The 20,041-nt window shown below is 62.4% G+C and carries 17 protein-coding genes, 1 tRNA gene and 1 riboswitch; of the genes, 12 read left to right on the plus strand and 6 right to left on the minus strand.

Annotated features, from left to right (window positions below; genetic code table 11):
• The first annotated feature begins 28 nt into the window (after nt 1–28).
• From ABT313_RS13910 to ABT313_RS13940, 7 genes are all read left to right on the plus strand, one after another.
• The gene (locus ABT313_RS13910; protein WP_350852236.1) at nt 29–988 is read left to right on the plus strand and encodes a 5'-nucleotidase; all 960 of its coding nucleotides are present in this window, start codon (nt 29–31) and stop codon (nt 986–988) included.
• Nucleotides 989–1,378: 390 nt separating this feature from the next.
• Nucleotides 1,379–2,986: a metallophosphoesterase family protein gene (locus tag ABT313_RS13915; RefSeq protein WP_502883977.1), complete on the plus strand. Its 1,608-nt coding sequence runs from the start codon at nt 1,379–1,381 to the stop codon at nt 2,984–2,986.
• A gap of 655 nt (nt 2,987–3,641) precedes the next feature.
• On the plus strand, nt 3,642–4,193 hold the full coding sequence (locus tag ABT313_RS13920) for a hypothetical protein (RefSeq protein WP_350852242.1): 552 nt from the start codon (nt 3,642–3,644) through the stop codon (nt 4,191–4,193).
• Nucleotides 4,193–4,732 carry an NUDIX domain-containing protein gene (locus ABT313_RS13925; RefSeq protein WP_350852245.1) on the plus strand — a complete coding sequence of 180 codons (540 nt, stop codon included), beginning with the start codon at nt 4,193–4,195 and terminating at the stop codon, nt 4,730–4,732. Before ABT313_RS13920 ends, ABT313_RS13925 begins: the two co-directional genes overlap by 1 nt.
• 112 nt (nt 4,733–4,844) lie before the next feature.
• The gene (locus ABT313_RS13930) at nt 4,845–5,351 is read left to right on the plus strand and encodes an SLATT domain-containing protein (protein WP_350855083.1); all 507 of its coding nucleotides are present in this window, start codon (nt 4,845–4,847) and stop codon (nt 5,349–5,351) included.
• Between the two features lie 370 nt (nt 5,352–5,721).
• The gene (locus ABT313_RS13935; protein WP_350852247.1) at nt 5,722–8,958 is read left to right on the plus strand and encodes a P-loop NTPase; all 3,237 of its coding nucleotides are present in this window, start codon (nt 5,722–5,724) and stop codon (nt 8,956–8,958) included.
• Nucleotides 8,955–9,737 (plus strand): hypothetical protein, encoded by a 783-nt coding sequence (locus ABT313_RS13940; RefSeq protein WP_350852250.1) that lies wholly within the window; start codon nt 8,955–8,957, stop codon nt 9,735–9,737. Before ABT313_RS13935 ends, ABT313_RS13940 begins: the two co-directional genes overlap by 4 nt.
• A 1,000-nt stretch (nt 9,738–10,737) precedes the next feature.
• Here ABT313_RS13940 and ABT313_RS13945 read toward each other — a convergent pair.
• On the minus strand, nt 10,738–12,168 hold the full coding sequence (locus tag ABT313_RS13945) for a helix-turn-helix domain-containing protein (protein ID WP_350852253.1): 1,431 nt from the start codon (nt 12,166–12,168) through the stop codon (nt 10,738–10,740).
• A gap of 245 nt (nt 12,169–12,413) precedes the next feature.
• Nucleotides 12,414–12,486 (minus strand) — tRNA-Lys (locus tag ABT313_RS13950).
• Between the two features lie 305 nt (nt 12,487–12,791).
• Between ABT313_RS13950 and ABT313_RS13955 the strand changes: the two genes are divergently transcribed.
• The gene (locus tag ABT313_RS13955) at nt 12,792–13,415 is read left to right on the plus strand and encodes a G5 domain-containing protein (RefSeq protein WP_350852256.1); all 624 of its coding nucleotides are present in this window, start codon (nt 12,792–12,794) and stop codon (nt 13,413–13,415) included.
• On the opposite strand, the gene ABT313_RS13960 is transcribed toward ABT313_RS13955, so the two are convergent.
• From ABT313_RS13960 to ABT313_RS13970, 3 genes are read right to left on the minus strand one after another with little or no spacing between them, the layout of a single operon-like run.
• Nucleotides 13,412–13,930: a YceI family protein gene (locus ABT313_RS13960; RefSeq protein ID WP_350852259.1), complete on the minus strand. Its 519-nt coding sequence runs from the start codon at nt 13,928–13,930 to the stop codon at nt 13,412–13,414. The genes ABT313_RS13955 and ABT313_RS13960 overlap by 4 nt on opposite strands.
• 31 nt (nt 13,931–13,961) lie before the next feature.
• The gene (locus tag ABT313_RS13965; RefSeq protein WP_350852262.1) at nt 13,962–14,381 is read right to left on the minus strand and encodes a pyridoxamine 5'-phosphate oxidase family protein; all 420 of its coding nucleotides are present in this window, start codon (nt 14,379–14,381) and stop codon (nt 13,962–13,964) included.
• A 53-nt stretch (nt 14,382–14,434) separates the two neighbouring features.
• Nucleotides 14,435–14,836, minus strand: a complete 402-nt coding sequence (locus ABT313_RS13970) for a hypothetical protein (protein ID WP_350852265.1) — start codon at nt 14,834–14,836, stop codon at nt 14,435–14,437.
• A 69-nt stretch (nt 14,837–14,905) separates the two neighbouring features.
• On the opposite strand from ABT313_RS13970, the gene ABT313_RS13975 reads away from it, so the two are divergent.
• The 3 genes from ABT313_RS13975 to ABT313_RS13985 all read left to right on the plus strand — a co-directional run bounded on the left by ABT313_RS13975 (nt 14,906) and on the right by ABT313_RS13985 (nt 18,683).
• Nucleotides 14,906–15,061 carry a hypothetical protein gene (locus tag ABT313_RS13975; protein ID WP_350852268.1) on the plus strand — a complete coding sequence of 52 codons (156 nt, stop codon included), beginning with the start codon at nt 14,906–14,908 and terminating at the stop codon, nt 15,059–15,061.
• Nucleotides 15,062–15,130: 69 nt separating this feature from the next.
• Nucleotides 15,131–16,006: an ArsR/SmtB family transcription factor gene (locus ABT313_RS13980; RefSeq protein WP_502883978.1), complete on the plus strand. Its 876-nt coding sequence runs from the start codon at nt 15,131–15,133 to the stop codon at nt 16,004–16,006.
• A gap of 118 nt (nt 16,007–16,124) precedes the next feature.
• Nucleotides 16,125–18,683, plus strand: coding sequence for a glycosyl hydrolase (locus ABT313_RS13985; protein ID WP_350852274.1), 2,559 nt, complete (start codon nt 16,125–16,127; stop codon nt 18,681–18,683).
• Here the strand turns inward: ABT313_RS13985 and ABT313_RS13990 are convergent.
• On the minus strand, nt 18,680–19,681 hold the full coding sequence (locus ABT313_RS13990; protein ID WP_350852277.1) for a LacI family DNA-binding transcriptional regulator: 1,002 nt from the start codon (nt 19,679–19,681) through the stop codon (nt 18,680–18,682). The two genes, ABT313_RS13985 and ABT313_RS13990, sit on opposite strands and share 4 nt — an antisense overlap.
• 53 nt (nt 19,682–19,734) lie before the next feature.
• Nucleotides 19,735–19,846: riboswitch (TPP riboswitch) on the plus strand.
• Here ABT313_RS13990 and thiS point away from each other — a divergent pair.
• The gene (thiS, locus tag ABT313_RS13995) at nt 19,837–20,040 is read left to right on the plus strand and encodes a sulfur carrier protein ThiS (RefSeq protein WP_134105784.1); all 204 of its coding nucleotides are present in this window, start codon (nt 19,837–19,839) and stop codon (nt 20,038–20,040) included. (Overlaps the previous riboswitch by 10 nt.)
• The last annotated feature ends 1 nt before the right edge of the window (nt 20,041 follow it).

A 20,041-nucleotide genomic window follows, 5' to 3' on the forward strand; every position in this document is an offset into this window, starting at 1 on the left:
AGCAACTAAGCGGCCTATCGGAGGACCAGTGGCTTACAAGCTAGACCGAAAACTCGTCGTCGGGATTGCATCCAGCGCACTGTTCGACCTAGGAGAGTCAGACGCCATATTTAGGCGCGATGGAGAGGATGCCTATCGCCAATTTCAAGGGAGACATCTCAATACTCAGCTTATGCCGGGAATTGCGTTCCCATTCATTCGTCGCCTGCTCTCGCTCAATGACTTAGCCTTGGATGGCGAGCGGCTCGTCGAGGTCATTGTCCTATCCCGCAACGATCCCGATACTGGCCTTCGCGTCATGCGGTCAATCGCGTCCCACGGCCTAGGAATCAGCCGCGCCATCTTCACGCAGGGACAAGCGCCATATCGATTTATGCCTTCTCTCAACATGTCTCTATTTCTCTCGGCAGACGAGAATAGTGTGTACGAAGCCGTAGCTGCAGGACTTCCTGCTGGTCGAGTACTGAGTTCATCGTTTGTAGATGATGCCGACGATCAGGAACTTCGAATTGCATTCGACTTCGACGGCGTTCTAGCGGATGACAAGTCGGAACGAGTGTTCCGGGATATCGGAATCACCGGATTTCGGATGTTCGAAGCTCGAAACCTGGCTACGCCTCACGATGCAGGTCCGCTTCGCGACTTCTTAAGAAGCATCAACCAGATTCAGCGTCGCGAGGATGAGCGCCACCGTGAAGATCCCAGCTACAGGAACCGAGTTCGCGTGGCAATCGTGACCGCACGCGACGCACCGACGCACGAGCGGGCACTCGTAAGCCTGAAGGCATGGGGCCTGCGGGTCAACGACGCGTTCTTTTTAGGCGGAATCGACAAGGGCCTGATCACCGATGTTCTCAGGCCGCACATCTACTTCGACGATCAACAAGTGCACCTAGAGCGCACATCGAAGGTCGTTCCCAGCGTTCACGTGCCATTTGGAATTGCCAACGCTCCGCGCACAACGACAGGCACCGACAGTGACGACTGACGGTGACATCAGACGGTAGCCAGACGCCTGCAATGCTCCTTTGACAGCTTCCCCCCGACGGCGCCAGGCGGCTACCCAGCCGGTCTCGGGCACCGCCCATGTACGGTCCACAGCCGATCGGCATCTCTTCAGCCATGCCTCTGACCATGCCATGGCGCCCGCCGGTGAGCCGTCCTCCGTCTTGTCGGCCGTACACGCTAGCATGCATCTCGTGTACCATCGTGCGTTCGACCTACGTCGTGCCGCGTCGGGTTGTCCGGGACCGACTCGATCGACTAATGCGAACGCGGCCGTGCATAGTGCGACCGGGGAGTACTTCGTCCGCCGAAGTAGCGTCGCCTGCGAGTCCGTTGTCGATCGCCGCGAGGAAGACCCGAGGGGAGTGGGCCAGTGGCGCCCAGCATATGGAGGCGACTTCGGACTGACAACCCGAACTTCCGACTCCAACTGGTTCTTCGATTCAGCAACCGGAGGATGGCTGCAGACCTCAACGGCACCATATGGCAGCATCTGCAGATCCTCAAACATACAGGACATTGCTGGTGGGGCTGGTGGCGAGCGCAGAACGCCCTGGATCTCCAGACCGACCCATCGGATGAGTTTAGCCGTCTATTGTCGTCCGGGCCGGCCTACATTGGGATCTTCAGCAAATCTCTCGGCCGAGCGTACATTGCAAAAGTGGACCAGGTCAGAACAAATCATGGCGAGCCCCTGATGACGCCCGAGCGAGCCGCGACACCTGCATACTATTCCTCCGAAGCATTTCCTGCGTGGTTTCGTCTTATCGAACTACGCCGCATCGATGATGTCGAAATATCGGAGATGTCTGAGACCGAAGCTGCCGAATCGGGGATACAGCTGGAAATGCTGGAGGATCTATTCCGCGAACTAGGCACTGTTGAACAGACCGTGATCTGGTTGGACGACGAGGTTGAGCCCAGCCTGCCGACAATGGAACAGGTCGAGAATTCCCGAATTCTGCACATCTCCGACCTCCATTTCGGCGAGAGCCACGAATGGCAGTCAAGCGCTACGCGGCATCCCGGCCGAGTCACGCTGGCCGACGCACTAGAACGGACGTTTGAGCAGCAAGGTCTCGCACCCACGGATACAGGTGTGATCGTGGTATCTGGCGATATCTCTGACCATGGCCCAGACAGAAACCGATATGAAGATGCTCTGGCCTTCTTCAATCGCTTGTTCTCGATGACGGGCCTGTCCTCAAAGAACCTGGTAATAACTCCCGGGAACCACGATGTAACAAGGCATGTGATAGACGGCGGGGAAACACAATTTGATTTCTCGCAACGCCAGTACGATGATAGAATCCGTCAAACTGAAGAATCATATCGCCAGTTTTGTGATGAATTATTTGGTGCGCCAACTGTTATCTCGCGCGTCCGCCGATTCAAGACCCCTTCAACGGAACTGAATTTCCTGCAACTGAATTCAACTCTGCCGCGCGACCAGTACACCAAAGAATATGGTTTCCTTGGCCTGGCACCGCTCGGGCAACTCGAAGGCCTCGGTAAACTCTACAGAGACGCTCGCGCTCGTTCAGAGATTGCTGTCAACATAGCCGTTCAGCATCATCACGTCGTGTCGACGGTCAAGGTCGAGCACGTCCCAGAGGCAATGGCTTCCGAAATACATGACCCGGTCTCAACCATGGTCGATCAGTCGAATCTTGTGGACTGGTGCACTCAATACAATATACGGCTCCTTCTTCACGGCCATCAGCACAAATTGAAATGCCGAGTGATCAGTGACAGGTTCTCGAACGCAGACGGGTTGTTTGTCACCGATGTGATCGGAGCTGGAACAGCTGGGGCCTCTTGGCGCGCCGACGGGGAGGGAATGTCGTTCAACCTGTACGACGTCGGCTCGGAAAATATTCGCTTTCGGAGCTTTGCTATGGATAGAGAGTTGACGCGCCAAGTCCCACTGCGAGATGCAGTGCTCCCAACGTCCGGATGGATGGTTCCCCGTGGCCGTTGACGAAAAGACTCCCGACCGCTCTCTCGTTGGATCGCGGTTGAACTGGATTGATGAAGTCCGCATATCATTGACGAGCGCATTGATTGACCGCCATCTAGCTCCGGCGGAGGCCGTGTTCCAGTGCGAGGGCGCCTTTCCGACGGTACCGCTTAGTCTCTTGCAAGAGTCTACGGTTCATGCTTTTTCGAGAACCCCGGGATCAGCGGAGCCGGCTACGGAAGTTGCGCGACGGCCGCCATGGAGGACCGCTGAGAATGACCTTCTAATGTCGGAGTGGTATTTCACCGAGGACACGATCGATGGCCTAGTTACGTCCTTTGTTCAGACTGGGGATCCGGTCATTTCAATTGGTTGCCCGACAGTGGCATTTCGGGCCGCAGAATCGATGTCCCGAACTATTCTCGTCGACGCGTCTCCTTGGGTCTCAATCGGAACCAGTCCACGGATTGATCATCGTCGACTCGACGTAACTGAAGCGCTGCGCATGGGCGGATGTGGCATCGGAGTCTACTTCATCGATCCTCCATGGCATTTTGACGACTACCGAGCTTGGCTTAGCGCAGTAGCGCCTGTCTTGGAGCCCGGATCACGCGTCTGTCTAGTATTGCCACAGCGCTTATCTTCGAGGGCATCGCAAGCTATCCGAACATATTGCATGGACTTTTTCGCCGCGCGCGGGAGATTCGATCTCCTACCGAATCACGTGGCTTACAGGACCCCGGAATTTGAGCGCGCGATGCTACTGGCCTCTGGTCTCCCGGTTGCCGACTGGCGTCGCGGGGACGTATTGGACGCCCGAATAGACCGGATTGTGCAGCCGGAGCTGATTGATTTCGACGCCCGTGATCTTAGCGATTGGAAGCCGTTCAATATAGGTGGGCGGGTAGTTCGCCTCAGACTTGCCAGCGACGTCACTGATGGTCCAGTGGAGTTCTCTCCGCCGCCTGGAGCGAAAGGTTGGGTGATTCTCAATCCTAGCCGTTCCGCACTGCGCGACGCACGAGTAAATTGCGTGACTTCGTCTGGCGTCGCCCTGAGGATTCGAAGCGGAGCGCGAATGTTGGCCGATTCGCTCGGCGATCTTGAGGCGGGCGTCGCACTGGAGGATGTCATACGACGCCTCGATGCTGGTGTGACGCATACAGGGCGTCTGGAAGAGCTGTTGCTCCAACTCGTCGGCGACAATCAAAAACGGGAGGCGCGCTAATGCGCAGGTACCTCGGTGAGGCATCAGGCGTCACTGTCACTGCAACGCCTCACTATTTCGGCAGGTTCCTCGTCATCAGACGCGCGCGTGACGATAGTCGATTTGGTGGTCATTGGGCGTTCCCGGGAGGGCGAGTTCACTATTTCGAACAGAATGACAGGTTCGGCGATAGCGACGATCGCCGTGTGCTTTGCGAGACCTTGACTGAAGCTGCAGTTCGAGAGGTTCGAGAAGAAACCGGGCTGCGAACGTCGGGGCTTGCCTTCTATACCGACTCGTATGACTCATTAGGCAACCGAGCCGCAGCACACTTTTGCATCGACGTTGAGGATGATCATGTTCTCGTGGATTCCGATGAGGTCATGGACTATCGGTGGGTGAGCACACAAGAGGAACTCCTCAAGTTGACGCCGAGGATAGCCGGGATCGAATACCATCTGGAATATATATTCGACGAGTTGTCCGGGCGCCACACCGGACCGTTTAGACCCCTGTCTATTCTGGACCTAACTCGGGCCGTTTATTCTGAGCATAGTTAGGAAGTTGCTTTGAATAGTTCAATCCAATCTACTATGTGTGCCGGCCGTGGCTAGAGCGATCCAGATAAACCCCCTTCCTTCGTACGACTCGTTCCACATTCGAGACGAGGATGTGTCGGCGCTTGCCGTCTACGAGTGGGCTGAGAGCCAATGCACCGAAGCATTTGACTGGTACATGGCCAGGCGGGTTTGGCCGTCACGTGTTTCCAAATTGCTGCGAGTGATGACTATAGCCCTCGGCGTCATCGGTTCAGGCGTCCCATTCTTCGCGTTGGCTTCTGATTCTCACATAAGTTCCGATTGGGGCTACTTGGGTCTCCTAGTTGCCGCCGGGTGCCTGCTGGGAGATCGAGCTTTCGGATTCTCAGCAAGTTGGTCACGGTATGTCAGGACGGCTATTTCCATAGAGAGTGAGATCGCATCGGCGCGGGCTGAACTACTCTCCGTATTGGCGGCTAATCCATTGCATAAGGATCGAAATGGCTTGATTGCGCAGATTGCCGTCACTCTCATAGCACGTACCAACGAAGCGGTCTCTCACGAGACGGCCGAGTGGATCGAGGATTTTCGTGGAGCGCAGGAGGAGCTTCGCGGCAAGGCTGGGACGCTCGGGCCCTAGATAGCCGACTATCGCACTGCGATTGCCGTATTGATTGACTCATGCGTTGACGCTAGTCGAGATTCCTGGTGACAAACATGCGTTACTACTGATCTGCTTGTGGGGACGCGGGAATGAGTTGGTTGCCGTGCGAGATCTGGAGTAGCCGCTGGGGGCGTGGATGTCGACGGTGGCCGATCGTGGCTTTGCCGAGGACATCGCAACGAGGCCGCGGGGTCGACGTGGGCTGAAAACGATCCACGGTCCGCTTCACGCCGATCGCTTGGCGACGGCCGATGGTGCCTGTAATTCGTCACCCAGGCGGTCACGACACTGGCCTGGCCGCGACTACCTTTGCTATGATGGTCGACTTTGCACAATGAGGAGAACGATGAGCGAACAGTCGTCCGAACTGCACCGCTTCGCCGCGCGGCTCGCTAGTGGCCCATCATTTCTTCTCCTGGGACAGTCGGCCACTCTCGCTGGCGATTCGCCGACCGCCCTGTATCCGTGGAGCGGCGTCTACACGTCGAACACCGGCAAGGGCATTGCTGATCGACTGCGCACTGACCAGCGAACCGTCTCGTCGGTAGCCGCGATGTCCGCGAACGCTTCTCGAAGTCAGACTGATCTTCAGGTCTGTTACCTCTTCGGTGGCGAACACCTTCCCGAGCCCGAGCAGCCTGCGAAGGATATCCTCGAGGCGGCTGACACGCGCCTCCGGGCGCTGCAGGAGCTTTCCCGCCTGGCGGGAGAAACGGTGACTCCCAGGGGCGTCATTGTGATCGATGGTTGGCGACCTGGTGACAAACTTCAATCTTCCGAACTCATTCCTGCGTTGCGTCCACTCGGCCCCGGACAAGCCCACCTCTTCTCTGCGGCCAGATGGGCCGACGACATGTATGTCAAGAGTCTGGCGAACGCGGGTCAGTTGGTCCTACATGACCAAGATCTGAGTGAAGCCCTGAGCGTCCTGGCTGAGTCTGGGGCGGTCAAACTTGACCTCAATGACGTCCGTGGCAGGGTTGCCGGCCATGTCATCGCGCTCGGCGACGGATTCACTGAGATTGACATTCACACGTGGAACCAGATTCGACGGTCAGCCCGTCCTGTCGACCTTGAGTTATTGACGCCGCCCGTCTTCAGTTCTGAGGCGGCCCGTTACCAGGAGTTTCGGAACTTCACTGGGGCACCGGACGGCTCTCCCCGATGGCGTGGTATCGCCGCTGGAATGAACGTCACACGTGACTTCGAGGAGAAGCTTGCGACGGCTGTGACCGAACGGCTGCACGAGCGAGGTCTTCCCAGCCCCGTTGTGCTCATCGGGCAGACTGCAACCGGCAAGACCATCGCGTTGGCTGCGCTCGCGATGAAGCTCGCGCAGGAAGGTGAGTTCGCCATTCTGCATCAGTCCCGACGGACGGTTCGCCCATCATTCGATGACATCGACATGTATGCCGGCTGGGCTGAGGAGCGCGGCGCAAAGGCCACTGTCCTGATCTGGGACGGCATGGTTCACCCCGGTGAGTACGAAGCTCTCGCGCGCCAGTTGCAGAACCGAGGCCGCAAGGTTCTCATCGTCGGATCTGCGTACCAACCGGACAGCGAGACTTCTCGACTCAGCAATTCGCAGTTCATCCCGGCCCCCGCCGATTTAAGTGCTGGCGAGTCGACGCAGCTCCTGGCGCTCCTCAATTCATTCGGGGTTGAATTCGCGGCGCCGAAGGGTGCACTCGATTCGAGCTTTCTGGCCTTTCTCTACCACATGCTCCCTGAGACTGAGTCCGCACTCCGGCGAGGTCTCTCGTACGAGCTGCGCGCCGCCGAGAAGGGCATGGAGCAGCTGGTGCGCAAGCGCGGCGTTGAGGCCACGCGAGAGAACCGTCTCACGGCGATGGCCGCAGCTTTGCAGGCCGCGGGGCTCGAGCTTCTCGAGCTGGCCCCAGAAACTGACAACGACGAGAAGCCACTCAACGAGCAGACGTTCCGTGAGCGCACCTCAATCCAGCGGGTAACGACGCTCGTGTTGGTTGCCGGTCGGCATGGCGTTCCAGTGCCGATCGACCTCGCGCTCCGAATCCTCGGTCGAGAGGGCTCTCAGAGCATCCGGGATGCACTGCGCGCGTTCGACATCATCCGCGAGGTCGACGATGACAGCGGCGAGTACTTCCTGACTGCACGCTCTCACCTGGAAGCCGAACTGCTCGCACAACACGAGATCCCGCTTGAAGTAGAGATCGAGGTCGTGACTGAGGCGATCCGAAACGTCCGAATCGTGGAGGGGTTCAGCAGCGGAGCCGATGAGGTCCAGTTCGTCGTCTCGCTGTTGGAGCGAATAGGCCCTAACTCCCGCAGCCCGAGGTATCGACCGTACTTCCACGAAATCTCGGAAGCGCTCCGCGAACGCAGAGGAGATTCGGGCAGAGTGCACCCCAGGCTCGTGCTTCAGGAGTCCACCTTCGCTCGCGCCTTTGTGCACTGGCAGCAGGAAGCACAGCAGGGGACGCCCGCCGACCGCATCTCCAGTCTCGAGCACAACAGCGACTTGCTGAATGAGGTCTTAGCCAACTCAGACCTTCGCGGCATGATGCGGCTTTCTCTGACTGTCGAACTGGCGTCGACGCTCGGATCGATCATGCACGAAATCCAGAGAGACGGAACGTCGGAACAGCCGGCGAACCTCGTGGGGAGACTGGACGAAATCCTTCGAGCAGTGATGGACGCGCGGGCAATCGATCCGGGCAACCTCCACCCCCTCGACGTCCTCGCGTGGTCGACGCTTGATGCCGTTCGGACAGAAAATCTGCCCCCGCAAGAGCGTCTCAACCGGTTGGCGAACGCTGTCGCCACGCTCGACTCGGTCGACCGCATCGCGCTCAACGAGAGGCAGCGCGCCCAGCTAGACATGCGCCTCAAGCAGCTACAGGAGCTCCTCGGAAACGACGATGCCGTCTGGGAGCGGCTCCGTAGCCTTGAGGTCAACAATGATCCTGCCGCGACGTACTTCCTGGCGAAGTTCGAAGCCGAGACGGGCCAGTCTGGCAAACGCGCCGCGCTCGATCGGCTTTGGGCAGCGCCGCGGACGACGCAGCAGGACTGGCGGTGTGCGCAGTTGCTGCTGGAGCTCACTTGGGAGGACTTGACGGGGAGTCACCTCCTCCAGGGCGAGCGCGTGCCCATCCACCTCTCGGATGCAACGGTCCGGACCCTACTACGGCTGTCTGCCGCTCTTCAGGACGCGGAACTTCCCGACCGATACAAGCTCCTCTTCGTCGAGGGTCTTGCGTACTTCGCGCTGGGAAATTACTCGGACGCCACGAGCACCTTTCGCGAGGTAGAGAATCTCACTCGTCAGCTGGCTCGCCGCATCAACACCGTGCTCGTCCTGGCAGATAGCGACCGGAAGCCCCTCGTGCACACTGGCCGAATCGAGTCGGTGGGTGGCAATTGGGGGAAGGTGCGCGTTGAGGAGCTTGCCACGACCCTCTGGTTCGAGCCGCGGCTGTTTTCCGCTTCGCAAGAGTTCGCTAGGAACCAGCAACTCCCGGGCTTTATCATCGGCTTCAAGCTCACTCGCGGTGCCGTAGCCGAACCGCGCACGATGTTCCGGACGCCGCAGAGCCGATGACGCATCATCTCAAGGCCATAGGCTTCAACAAGAAGGCCTGCACCGGCGCCGATCTGACGTACGAATCCGCGCCTGACGTCCACCCCATCGTCACATCTAAGGACAGTTTCGACAGGCTGGTTTCCGAGTACTATAAGTTCTTTCGCGAAGCCATGGCTGCCGACATTGCGTTTCTTCGAGGTGTTGAGGGCCATCGCGACATCCGGGAATTCGATGAGGCGATCTACCAGCTCCGAACAGCAAGACAACACGACGACAATGCCCAAGCAGTGGCCTTCTACGAGAAGTGGACCACCGACAACGGATCTTGGCAGATCGCCGGAGACGCATTGTCGCTGCTACTCCAGCGCGCGCTGTCGCAGCTCGCTCGCATCAGTAGCCGAGTACGCCGCGATCGGGGGCTGACGTCTGCATGGCGGGATCACGCGCAGGCTGAACCGGCGTCAGTCTTCGAGTCCGTATGCAACGACTTCAACGCGTCATTCGGCGAATCACGTAAGCAGCAGCTGATCAGGAATGTCGAGCGAAAGAAGCGACGGATCCGCGCGGGCCAGGATGTACGAGCTTGGGTCGAGTCATTCTGCGTTGAGGAGATTACCCACCAGTCAATCGATCTCCCGGTTCCCTACTACGAAGTGCTCGATCGGCTCGATCTCATTGGACGTCCACGAGCTCGAGCGGCCATCCTGCTGGCCTACTCGATTAGCGACTCAACGAGGCTGCGCGGTGAGGAGTTCCTCGCAAGGGTCGAGGCAGCTTGGAAGGTATCAGCCGCTTAAGCCTCGGTCCGCCGATGGGCCAGTGAGGTGAGTGTGCGCGAGAGGATGCCCTTCTGTACTGTGAGCCTGGGACTTGCGGCTGTACCAAACAGTCATCTGAGGAAGGCATCTTTTCGATGCGAAACTCTCACGGTCTTGGCAGACATCGGGGGGATCCATTCGACGATTCGAGCCTCGTGTTTGCTGTTGGTCTGGTACGAGCGCTAGCGCCGGCCAAGTCCACTGAGCTGCATCACCTTGCTGATCACCTCACGATACCGACTGACAAGGGGGCGACCGCTGGCTTGAAGATCGCCTCAGTCGCAAACGTGGGTGGTCGCAGACGCGTGATGGCGCTCGCCGGAATTTCCGAGCGTGTCAAGGTAGCCGCCGGGCGGATCGAGGTGCTGCCCGTCCTCGAGGCCCTACACCACATGGACCACGACCACCTCGACGTCGCTGACATTCGCGTACAGCTCGTCAGGATCGACGGAGGCCGCGGCACGATCCCTACTCGCAGCGTCTCGGCGTCGGGATTGCACATGAAGCCTGACCTCCCTGCCGCCGGTGCTCCCGCAGACCAGGTCTACCTCCTTCACTCGGTCTCAGCGTTTCCGAGGCCAGCGCCCGGGGCGAAAAGCGTTCCACTCCCAGCCAGCGGCGCACAGACGGTCGCCATCCGTGACCGGAATTCGCAGGTAGTCACATAGCCGACCCTGTCGCGGCGGTCGCCACCGATGAGCGAGCCGCTGTTGTCCGGACCATGGCGGAGCCTGACTACGAAACACATGAGGCCAACCCTGGCGTCCCTGGCCTAAGCCATCGATCCGACCGGGCGGGTTGAGGCTAAGAGATGCACTCACGTGCTGATGCAACAATCACGGGACCCTGAAGGCCATCTTATGTCAACCTTCAGGGCGGGCTTGTGACCCCAATCCGTAGCGACGTCAGCCGAGCGACATTTCATCCGTCCCGAGTGCCAGCGCCAGCCGCCACCCGTTTTAGGCATTGCCGGGTATTCTCACCAGAGGCCGAGGTTGGCGAATTCTTGGTCTAGGGCTTCGGCTGCGGAGGGGTTGTGGATTCGGCGGCCCATGTAGACGTCTTGGGTTATGGAGACTTGGGCTTGGCCTAGGTGGTCGGCTATTTGGCGGGCGGATTGGCCTCGGCGGTCTAGGGCGGTGGCGGTGGTTTTGCGGAAGGTGTGGGAGCGGATCCAGGTCAAAGCGTCTGAGGGTGAGGGTCGGGCTGCCTGGTCGACTTGGGCGCTGAGGGTGGGCGATGCGTTGAGGTTTATGCGGTAGGTCTTGACGAGGGTGGCTACGAGTTCGCGGTCGAGCTTGATGCGGCCGTTCTCGATTAGCTCGAGTCTGGTCTTTGGCCAGCCGAGTTTCGTGGCGACCTGTTTGCGGGTCAGGCCGGTTTGGAGGCGGGCGGATCGGAGGGTCTCGCCTAGGTCGCGGCGGGCGGTGCTGGCTACGGGGGACAGTGCTCGGCGGAGGGCTCGGCGGACGTTGGAGGGGTCTCGGAAGCCTCCGAGGGAGTCGGCGAAGATGGGGTCGTCGAGGCTCACGCCGGCTGCGTGGCGGCGGCGGAGCATGGTGACGGCCCCGTCGGGCAGGGGTAGGGCACGTACACCCGCCCTCGACTTCGGTGCCTTGCGGAGCAGGCTTTGGCCTGGGACGCGAACAACGGTGTGAGTGATTTGGACGGTGCTGGCTTCTAGGTCGACCTGCGACCACAGGACCGCGAGAGACTCACCGATTCGGACGCCTGTTCCGAGCATGAAGACGACGAGGTCCGGTAGGTCGGCGTGCCGGGCGGCTTCATCGGTGGTCAGCTGTTGGCGCAGGAGGGCGATCTCTTCGGTGGTCAGCGCTCGGGGCGGGTCTTTTGGGCCGGCCTCGACTGCTTCGACCTCGCGGACCGGGTTGACAGTCAGGGCGCCGTACCGGACGGCGAGTTGCATCATCCCGGAGATGACCGCGCGGCAAGTCTTCGCGGTGGGGCGGCCGGCGTTGCGCTTGATGGTTCCGATCACTCTGTCGATGCGGGGTGTCGTTGCCTCACCGATCAGGAGTTCACCGAGGGCAGGACGCACGTAGTTCTTGATGGCTGTGCGGTACGTCGTCAGCGTCGTCGGTGATCGCCGGCCGTCTTCGATACGTTCCTCGAGCTTCTCGATCCAGAGGTCGATGAGGTCGTTGATCTTGTCCGTCGGGCTCAGCTCGCCGTACTGCGAGACCTTTGCCCGGTCTCGTAGCTTCGTGAGTAGGCGGTGCTCGGCTGCGCCTTTGGTCTTGGCGGACGCGGTGACCTCACGGGTATGGCCGTCGTGGTCACGGAAGTACGCGGACGCGCGCCAGGCGACCACCTTGCCCTCGGCGTCCTTCCTCTGAGCACGGGATCGGACGTTGCCCCATGTTCCGATCGGAAGGTGCGGTCTGCTCATCTAGGCCCTCCACAGTCCAGCTGCACGTGGCAGCTCAACGTCTGGGCGGGCCGGGGATCGGACGAAACGGGAGCAGTGCGACACGATGCGAAACGTCGCTCAGCAACGCGCCGCCAGCTGGCTGCGCGGAGCCGCCGACCCCTCTGAAACGGGCATGCACCGGCCACTCGGAGTATTGGCAGAGTTTGCGCAGACCCAACTTTCCAGGCCGAGGCGCCAAACTGCGCCTGACCTGCGGAAACGGGTAGGCCCCGTGGGACTCGAACCCACAACCCGCGGATTAAAAGTCCGCTGCTCTGCCAGTTGAGCTAGAGGCCCTCAGTTGGTGAGGGGAACAGTGTGTCAGGTTTGGGGTCGGATTGCTTGGGCGGGGGTGATCGTCGGGGTGGTTACGGTGTGTGGTGGTTGGGGTTCGTTGGGAGTCGCCGTGCCTGCGGGCTGCCGTCGATCCTGGTGTGTCCGGTGCGACCGGTACTGCGTGGTAGGTCACGGAAGTGACGCAGTGAGGCGTGAGGTCTCGCGGGGTACCGCGCGATGGTGGTACAGATCGGAATTCGCCCGGGGGGTCCGGGTGCTGGTAGTCCTGCCGCGGGGGGAACCGACGGCGGGTTGGGGGGAACATCGTGTTGTTGATTCGTGCTGCGCTGGTTGTGGGGGTCGGCGGGCTTGTTGTTGGGTGTGGGGCGGACTCGGGTACGACGGCCGAGCAGCCGGCTGCGATCGCCAGCGTCCACGTCACGGCCACACCGCGACCGTCGCCGGTCATCAGCCAGGCCACGACCACTCCCGCGCCGATCACCAAGGCCACAGCGAAGCCGACGACCGCGACGACGTCGAAAGAGGTTGTCGAGTTGCGTGTCATTCCGTTCAAGAAGAGGACGGTGACCGATGACTCGCTTCCGAAGGGGGAGAAGACGGTTCGGACTAAGGGTGTGAACGGGACGCGGCGGTTGACGTATCGGGTGACGTTTGTGAATGGCGTGCAGACGGCGAAACACCTGCTTAGGCAGGAGGTTGCTAAGGAGCCGCGGACGCAGATCACCGCTGTCGGGACCAAGGTCGACGAGCCGGAGGAGCCGTCGGGGTGTGATCCGAACTACTCCGGGTGTGTTCCGATCGCTAGTGATGTCGACTGTTCGGGTGGGAGTGGGAACGGGCCGGAGTACGTCCAAGGTCCGATCCAGGTCATCGGGACCGACAAGTACCGTTTGGATGCCGATCACGACGGGATCGCCTGCGAGGATTAGGCGGCGACGAAGACCTGGAGGTCGAGGACCACGGTCGGGCTGACCAAGGCTGTGGTGAAGGCGTTCCAGTTGACCTGCCAGCGGGCGCGTTCGATGGTCAGTGCGGCGGCGAAGGCGATGTCGCCGCCGGGCGTGGAGACGAGTTCGAACGGGACCGTTACCGGGTGGGTGATGCCGCGGATCGTCAGGTCGCCGGTGACGTCAAACCTCGCCCGATCGACCTGCGAGACCTTCGTCGACACGAAGGTGATGATCGGATGCGTCTCCGCGCCGAGAAAGTCCTTGCGGAGCTGGGCGTCGCGGCGTCGGTCGCCGGTTTCGATGCTGTCCGCGCGGATCGTGAGCTGGGCGCTCGACCTGGCCGGATCGTCGCCGTCCAGGTGCACGGCGCCTTCGAACACGTCGAACCGGCCGCGCACCCGGGTGGCCATCCGGTGGCGCGCGACGAACCCGAGCCGCGTCCGCGCGGCGTCGAGCACGTAGTCACCGGTGAGCTGGTTGAGTGTCGTCGTCATACTGGGTCCGACGAGACAGCGGGTCGAAGTGTCAGCCGATGACCCCCGTGGTGATGCGTCGCGGGGTGATGTCGAACATCGAGTCCTCGGGTGGATCGGCCAGGTACGCCGCGCGGAACTCCTCCGGCAGGTACTTCTCCACCATCGCGTTGAGCAGGTCAGGGCTCAGCGGAAGCAGCCTGGCAACGCCTTGCATATTGAGGTACGTCGCAGTTGGTCCGTCGGCCGTCTGCACCGAGAGCGACAGCTCGCCTGACCCTTCACGGTGCAGCCGAGCCTTCTTCGACTTCGCCGGCGTCATCACCTGGAATCTGTTCTCGCCGGGCAAGTGGTGAAACCACACCGGTGTCACATGCGGCGACCAGCCCGGATCGTCGATCGCCAGCACAGCCACCAACGGCTGCGCCAGAAACTCGGCCGCCTCGTCATCGTCCATCGTCCGGAAACCCATGCAACCCTCCACTCATGAAGTAACCACCGACCCTGCCACGAGCCACCGACAGTTCAGGGAGTCGCGAGCGCAGTCGCGACCTCGACGAGCGCATCGTGGTACGCCTGGCTGGTGAAATCGGTGATGGTGGACCGAAGCCAGAAACCGGCGCGGCCGGCCCGGATGCGCTCGATCTGCTGCAAGGCGGCCGGGCTGTAGACGGCCTTGACCCGCCAGTTGGTCAGTTGCCTGGTCTGGACCCTTGCGGCGACGAAGCGCGCGGAGCCCCGGCCCCTGCCGACCACCTCGACGGTCTCCCAGCCCATGCCGCCGAAGCCGTCGGGGACGTAGAGCTTGGCGCCCGCGGGGAAGATCTTCAGGCCGCGCCGAGTCTGTGCACCGCCAGGTCCGTACGGTCGCTCTTCGACGACGTTGGCGACGATGCACCAGACGGCCGGCGGCTCTTCTGACGTCACCTCGGTCACCCTAGTAGCAACAGCAGTGGTTCATACTGCCGTCGTACGGACGAGAGCGAGGAGGGGTTGATGAGTGATCAGGATCCAGTTCAGCCGGATCTGAGTGAGGAAGAGGCTGAGGTCGGGTTCGATCTGGGGACGGACGTGGCGGAGCCGCAGACCGAGTTCGGGTCGCAGAGTTTCGATATTGCCAACGATCTTGGCTATGGGAACGGTCCGGCCTGAGTGCTGACGTACAAGCTGACCTCGCGGGATCTGGCGGAGGTGCGGTTTGCGGTTTCGCCGGTTGCGGAGATGGTGCTATCGTTCCGAGCCCTCAAAGAGCCCGGTCGGTTTCCGTTGCAGCTGGGGTGGGTGCGGGCGGTCCAGCCACGCACAAAAGAGCTCAACTGGGACGTACTGCGGTGGCTCGTCAACGACACGATGGGGAGCCCGGACTTCCTGACCCCGCGGCCCACCTCCCCGCTCACCCAGCTCACCGACGAACTCCAACTGATCGCCGAAGTGGGCAGCGAGACCTTCGCCCGACAGTTCCGAGCGGTCCACGGCGAACTCCCCAAGGACCTCACCATCGACAAGGTCCTCGAGGCATTGCGCCAGTACTGGGACGCCATGATGGCGCCGTACTGGGACCGGATGCGCACGCTCCTCTCGGCGGACATCAGCTACCGCGGCCACGTCCTCACCCAGCACGGGACCGGCGCCATGCTCAACGGGCTGGCGCCCGCGATCACGTACGCCGACGGACTGCTCAAGGTCGACCGCGTAGCAGCCGTGAGCCGGACCGAAGCGATCGACGGCCGCGGCCTCGTGCTCCAGCCGAGCCTGTTCGGCCCACACGCCGTGATCCCGTTCGACCCAGGAGCCGACCCGATCCTGGGCTACCCGCCTCGCGGACAGGCCAATCTGTGGTCGGTCGTCGAGCCACCATCACAACAAGATCTGGCTCAACTGATCGGTACGCCGCGCGCGCACATCCTTGAGCTGCTGACGCATCCCCGCACCACGACCGACCTGGCCGGCGAGCTGAAGGTGACGCCGTCGGCGGTGAGCCAGCATCTCCAACTGCTCCGTCGTACCGGACTCGTCGAGCCGCAACGCACCGGCAAGCAGGTGCTGTACCGCCCCACCGAACTCGCCGCCCTCCTCACCGGCGCCGAGCCCACCTGACGTCAAGGCGGTCGCGAGCTGTTGACACAGCGATCACCCACAGCGATAGTACAAATCGATTTGCATCACGTCGTGGCAGCCGACGTCTCACCTTTACCGCCCTGATCAAGGAGTCGGCATGAGACGTAGTCTTGCCATCGTTCTGGGAATTCTCCTGCTCTGCTTCGGCACTACCGCCCCCGCCCACGCGGCGACTCTCGCCCTCACCCCCATCACCCTCGGCAACGTGTTCACCGACGGCCAACAGGTCAAGATCGGCCTCAGTACAGACGCATCGTCGGTCACCTGGTCGGCCGCCGACGTCAACGGCACCGTCGTCGCGACCGGCAGCCAGGCCGCGGCGAGCACGCTGCAGGTCTCGGTCACCACCCGAGGCTGGTACAAGCTGACCGTCCAAGCCGGCACAGTCAGCGCGCAAACCACCTTCGCCATCCTCAGCCCACTCAGTACGTCGTCGGTCGCCGGCCTCACCACCAACCGTGTCGGCGATTTCGAGAACACCGCGGAAGGCTGGACCTTCTACCCGGGCAGCGAATTCCCGGGTGCAACCGGAAGCTTCGCACTCGACACGACCGACAACCACGATGGCACCAGCTCGGGCAAACTGTCCGGGAACTTCAGCGCCGGCGGGGCATACGTGAGCGTCAACCGCACACTCCCATCGGTCAACGCGTCCAGCGTCAGTTTCTGGGCCAAGTCCCCGAACCTGACGTTCCTCACGTTCCGCATCACCGACTCGACCGGCCAGGTCCACCAGCAGCGCCTAACGTTGTCCGGGGCAACTGATTGGCAGCCGCTCGGCGTCTCCCGGTTCGACGGCGGCAAGCAGTACGTCCACTTCGGCGGCGCCAACGACGGCGTCTGGCACGGTCCCGCCAAGGGCCTCGAGATCGTTCTCGACAAGGGCGCGATCACCGGCGCGACGAGCAGCAGCGTGAGCCTCGACGACTTCACCGTCAACGCCCTGTCGACCAAGCCGACCACACCGCTCGGCGACTACGAGAGCGCGGCCGAAGGCTGGTCGTTCTACCCCGGCAGCGAGTTCGCCGGCGCGACCGGCAGCCTCACCTACGACACGTCGAACCTGCAGGCCGGCGCACAGTCCGCGAAGCTCTCTGGTGACTTCACGGGCGGCGGCAACTACGTCGCGATCCAGCGCACGATGACGCCGATCAACCTGACCGCGCTGAGCCTATGGGTGAAGACGAGTCAGTTGTCGGCCATCGGTCTCCGGCTGACCGACGCGACCGGCCAGGTCCACCAGCAACGCCTGACGCTGTCCGGTTCCACGGCGTGGCAGCAGCTCAATGTCACCACCTTCAACGGAGGCACCGGCTACCTGCACTTCGGCGGCGCCGACGACGGCGTCTGGCACGGTCCCGCGAAGGCGATCATGCTCACGCTGGACAAGAGCCTGATCATCGGCGGCGGTACGACGGCCTCCGTCAACGTCGACGCGGTCGCGGCGACCACGCCCACGACGTACAACGGGGTCGGCACGCACTTCGCCGGGTCCTGGGCGCCGGACGCGATCCCGCTCGTCAGCCAGGCGGGTGCCCGGACTGCCCGCGATGAGGCGTACTGGTCCGCCGCCGAGACCACAGCCGGCACGTACGCGTTCCCGGCCAAGGTCACCACCTACCTGCAGTCCTTCCAGTCGAACGGTCTCGACCCGCTGATGGTCGCGGACTACGGCAACTGCCTCTACGACTGCCCCGACCAGCTCTTCAACGCGCCGTACACCGACGCCGGCCGGACCGCGTTCGCCAACTACGCCAACGCGCTGGCGAACCAGTACCCGCAGGTCCACAACCTCGCGGTGTGGAACGAGTGGGACGTCAACGCGGCCGGTCCGGCGAACAAGTCTCCGGACAGCTACCTCGCGCTGCTCAAGGCGACGTACACCAAGCTGAAGGCCACGCATCCCGATCTCACCATCGTCGGCGGCGGTGACACCGACGTGACACAGCAGGACTGGTTCACGACGTTCTGCCAGCTGGGCGGGCTCAAGTACCTCGACGTCGTGTCCATCCACCCGTACAACTTCCTGCACGCGCCGGAGAGTCTCGGTACGGCGATCGACCAGGTGCGCGCGACGATCCGGCAGTACAACGGCGGTGTCGACAAGCCGATCTGGATCACCGAGGCCGGCTGGTACACCGGCTCCGGCAGCGCGGTCCCGGTCGACGAGCCCACGCAGGCGATGTACATGGCCCGCGAGATGCTCAACGTCCCCGGCCACGACGTCGACCGGTTCTACATGTACGACTTCAAGAACGACGGCATCGACCCGGCCGCGGCCGAGAACAACTTCGGGCTCGTGCACAACGAGGCGGACGCGCTCGGCAAGTACACGCCCAAGCCGTCGTACGTCGCCTATGCGACAGCTGCTCGTCAGCTCCGCGGCGCGACGTTCCTCGGCAAGGAGTACCCGGGCAACGGTCTGATCGACCAGGTCTACGCAGGCAACGACGGTACGCCGTTCCGCGCGATCTGGGCCGCGTCCGGATCCAACACGACGGTGACGGTCAACGCGACCGGCCCCGTCCAGGTCACCAGCCTCTACGGGCTGACCAGCACGATGACACCCAACGCGAACGGCCAGATCACCGTCACGGTCGGCGTCTGGCCGACGTACATCTCGGGCTCGACCGTGACCTCGGTGACCGCCCCTTAGGCGGATTCCCGCGGTACGACGGAAGGCGCGAACAGAATGCGCTGCGGCAGGCCGGCGGCCGTCCCCGCCAGCCTGCCCAGCAGCACCCGGCCGACCGCGCGACCCTGCTCGCGCGGATCGCCCGCGATCGTGGTCAGCGACGGCGAGATCAGCGCGGCGGCCTCGATGTCGTCGAAACCCATCACGGCAAGGTCATCGGGTACGCGCAGGCCCCGGGCGCGGGCAACGTCGAGCGCTCCGATCGCGACCATGTCGTTCGTGCACAGCACCGCCCGCGGCGGTTTGCGTAGTTCGAGCAGCTGCTCCAGACCCGACGTACCACCGGCGCGGGAGAACTCCTCGCGGACGACCAACTGGCTGTTGAACCGCAGCCCGGCCGACGTCAGCGCGCGCCGGTAGCCTCGCACGCGGTCGGCCGGCGGACCGTCACCGGACGGACCGGTGATGAAGCCGATCCGGTGATAGCCGCGACCTATCAGGTACCGCGTCGCGATCTCCCCCGCCGCGAGGTCATCAGAGGTCAGTACGTCGATACCCGCCGAGGCCCGACGCCCGCCCATCAGCGCCACCGGGATCCCAGCCTCGACGGCCGCCGCGACGTCGCTCGCTTTGCTGTAGTAGCCGGCGAACACGATCGCATCGACGCTGCGAGTTACCATCCGTGCGACCAGATCCTTCTCAGCCGAAGGCGAGCCGTCGGTGTTTCCGATCAGCACTTGGTACCCGGGCTCGCTGACCACGTCGAGCAGGCCGCGCGCGACCGACGGGTAGAACGGGTTGGTGATGTCCGGCACGATCAGCGCGATCGTCTGCGTCCGCTGCATCCGCAGGCTGCGCGCGAGCTGGTTCGGCTCCCAGCCCAGCTCGTCCATCACCGACCGCACCCGGGCCTGGGTCGCCTCCGACACATGCCGCCGCCCGGACACCACATGCGAAACCGTCGTCGGGCTGACGCCCGCCCGGGCCGCCACATCCGAGATCCCAACCCGCTTGGCCAAGCCGCTCCCCTCCCGGACACCTTTGGTCACGATAGCGGCCCGGGCGCTATAGTCGAGAGGTCCGCGGGAGCTCGCAGGGAGTGGGCTGAGAGGGTGACTGCACCGTCACCGACCGCTGAACCTGAATCGGGTAATTCCGGCGTAGGGAGGAAGCGATGGAATCCGTCTGGGTGAACGGTACGGCGGTTGACGTGCCGGCCGGCAAGTCCGTGGCCGAGTTGATCACGGAGTACTCCGATCGCACGACCGGTATCGCGGTCGCGGTGAACCAGAACGTGCTGACCAAAGCCGAGTGGGCGCAGACGGCGCTCCAACCAGGCGACCGGGTCGAGATCGTCAGCGCGACGCAGGGAGGTTGAG

Origin of the sequence: Kribbella sp. NPDC000426 (assembly GCF_040300265.1) — a bacterium.
Classification (GTDB): domain Bacteria; phylum Actinomycetota; class Actinomycetes; order Propionibacteriales; family Kribbellaceae; genus Kribbella.

Bases quoted from the DNA above. Each gene is read 5' to 3' on its own strand.
- ABT313_RS13985 (WP_350852274.1), top strand. From the start codon at position 16,125: ATGAGACGTAGTCTTGCCATCGTTCTGGGAATTCTCCTGCTCTGCTTC.
- ABT313_RS13935 (WP_350852247.1), top strand. From the start codon at position 5,722: ATGAGCGAACAGTCGTCCGAACTGCACCGCTTCGCCGCGCGGCTCGCT.
- ABT313_RS13920 (WP_350852242.1), top strand. From the start codon at position 3,642: ATGGACTTTTTCGCCGCGCGCGGGAGATTCGATCTCCTACCGAATCAC.
- ABT313_RS13945 (WP_350852253.1), bottom strand. From the start codon at position 12,168: ATGAGCAGACCGCACCTTCCGATCGGAACATGGGGCAACGTCCGATCC.
- ABT313_RS13940 (WP_350852250.1), top strand. From the start codon at position 8,955: ATGACGCATCATCTCAAGGCCATAGGCTTCAACAAGAAGGCCTGCACC.
- ABT313_RS13980 (WP_502883978.1), top strand. From the start codon at position 15,131: ATGGTGCTATCGTTCCGAGCCCTCAAAGAGCCCGGTCGGTTTCCGTTG.
- thiS (WP_134105784.1), top strand. From the start codon at position 19,837: ATGGAATCCGTCTGGGTGAACGGTACGGCGGTTGACGTGCCGGCCGGC.
- ABT313_RS13975 (WP_350852268.1), top strand. From the start codon at position 14,906: ATGAGTGATCAGGATCCAGTTCAGCCGGATCTGAGTGAGGAAGAGGCT.
- ABT313_RS13960 (WP_350852259.1), bottom strand. From the start codon at position 13,930: ATGACGACGACACTCAACCAGCTCACCGGTGACTACGTGCTCGACGCC.
- ABT313_RS13965 (WP_350852262.1), bottom strand. From the start codon at position 14,381: ATGGGTTTCCGGACGATGGACGATGACGAGGCGGCCGAGTTTCTGGCG.
- ABT313_RS13925 (WP_350852245.1), top strand. From the start codon at position 4,193: ATGCGCAGGTACCTCGGTGAGGCATCAGGCGTCACTGTCACTGCAACG.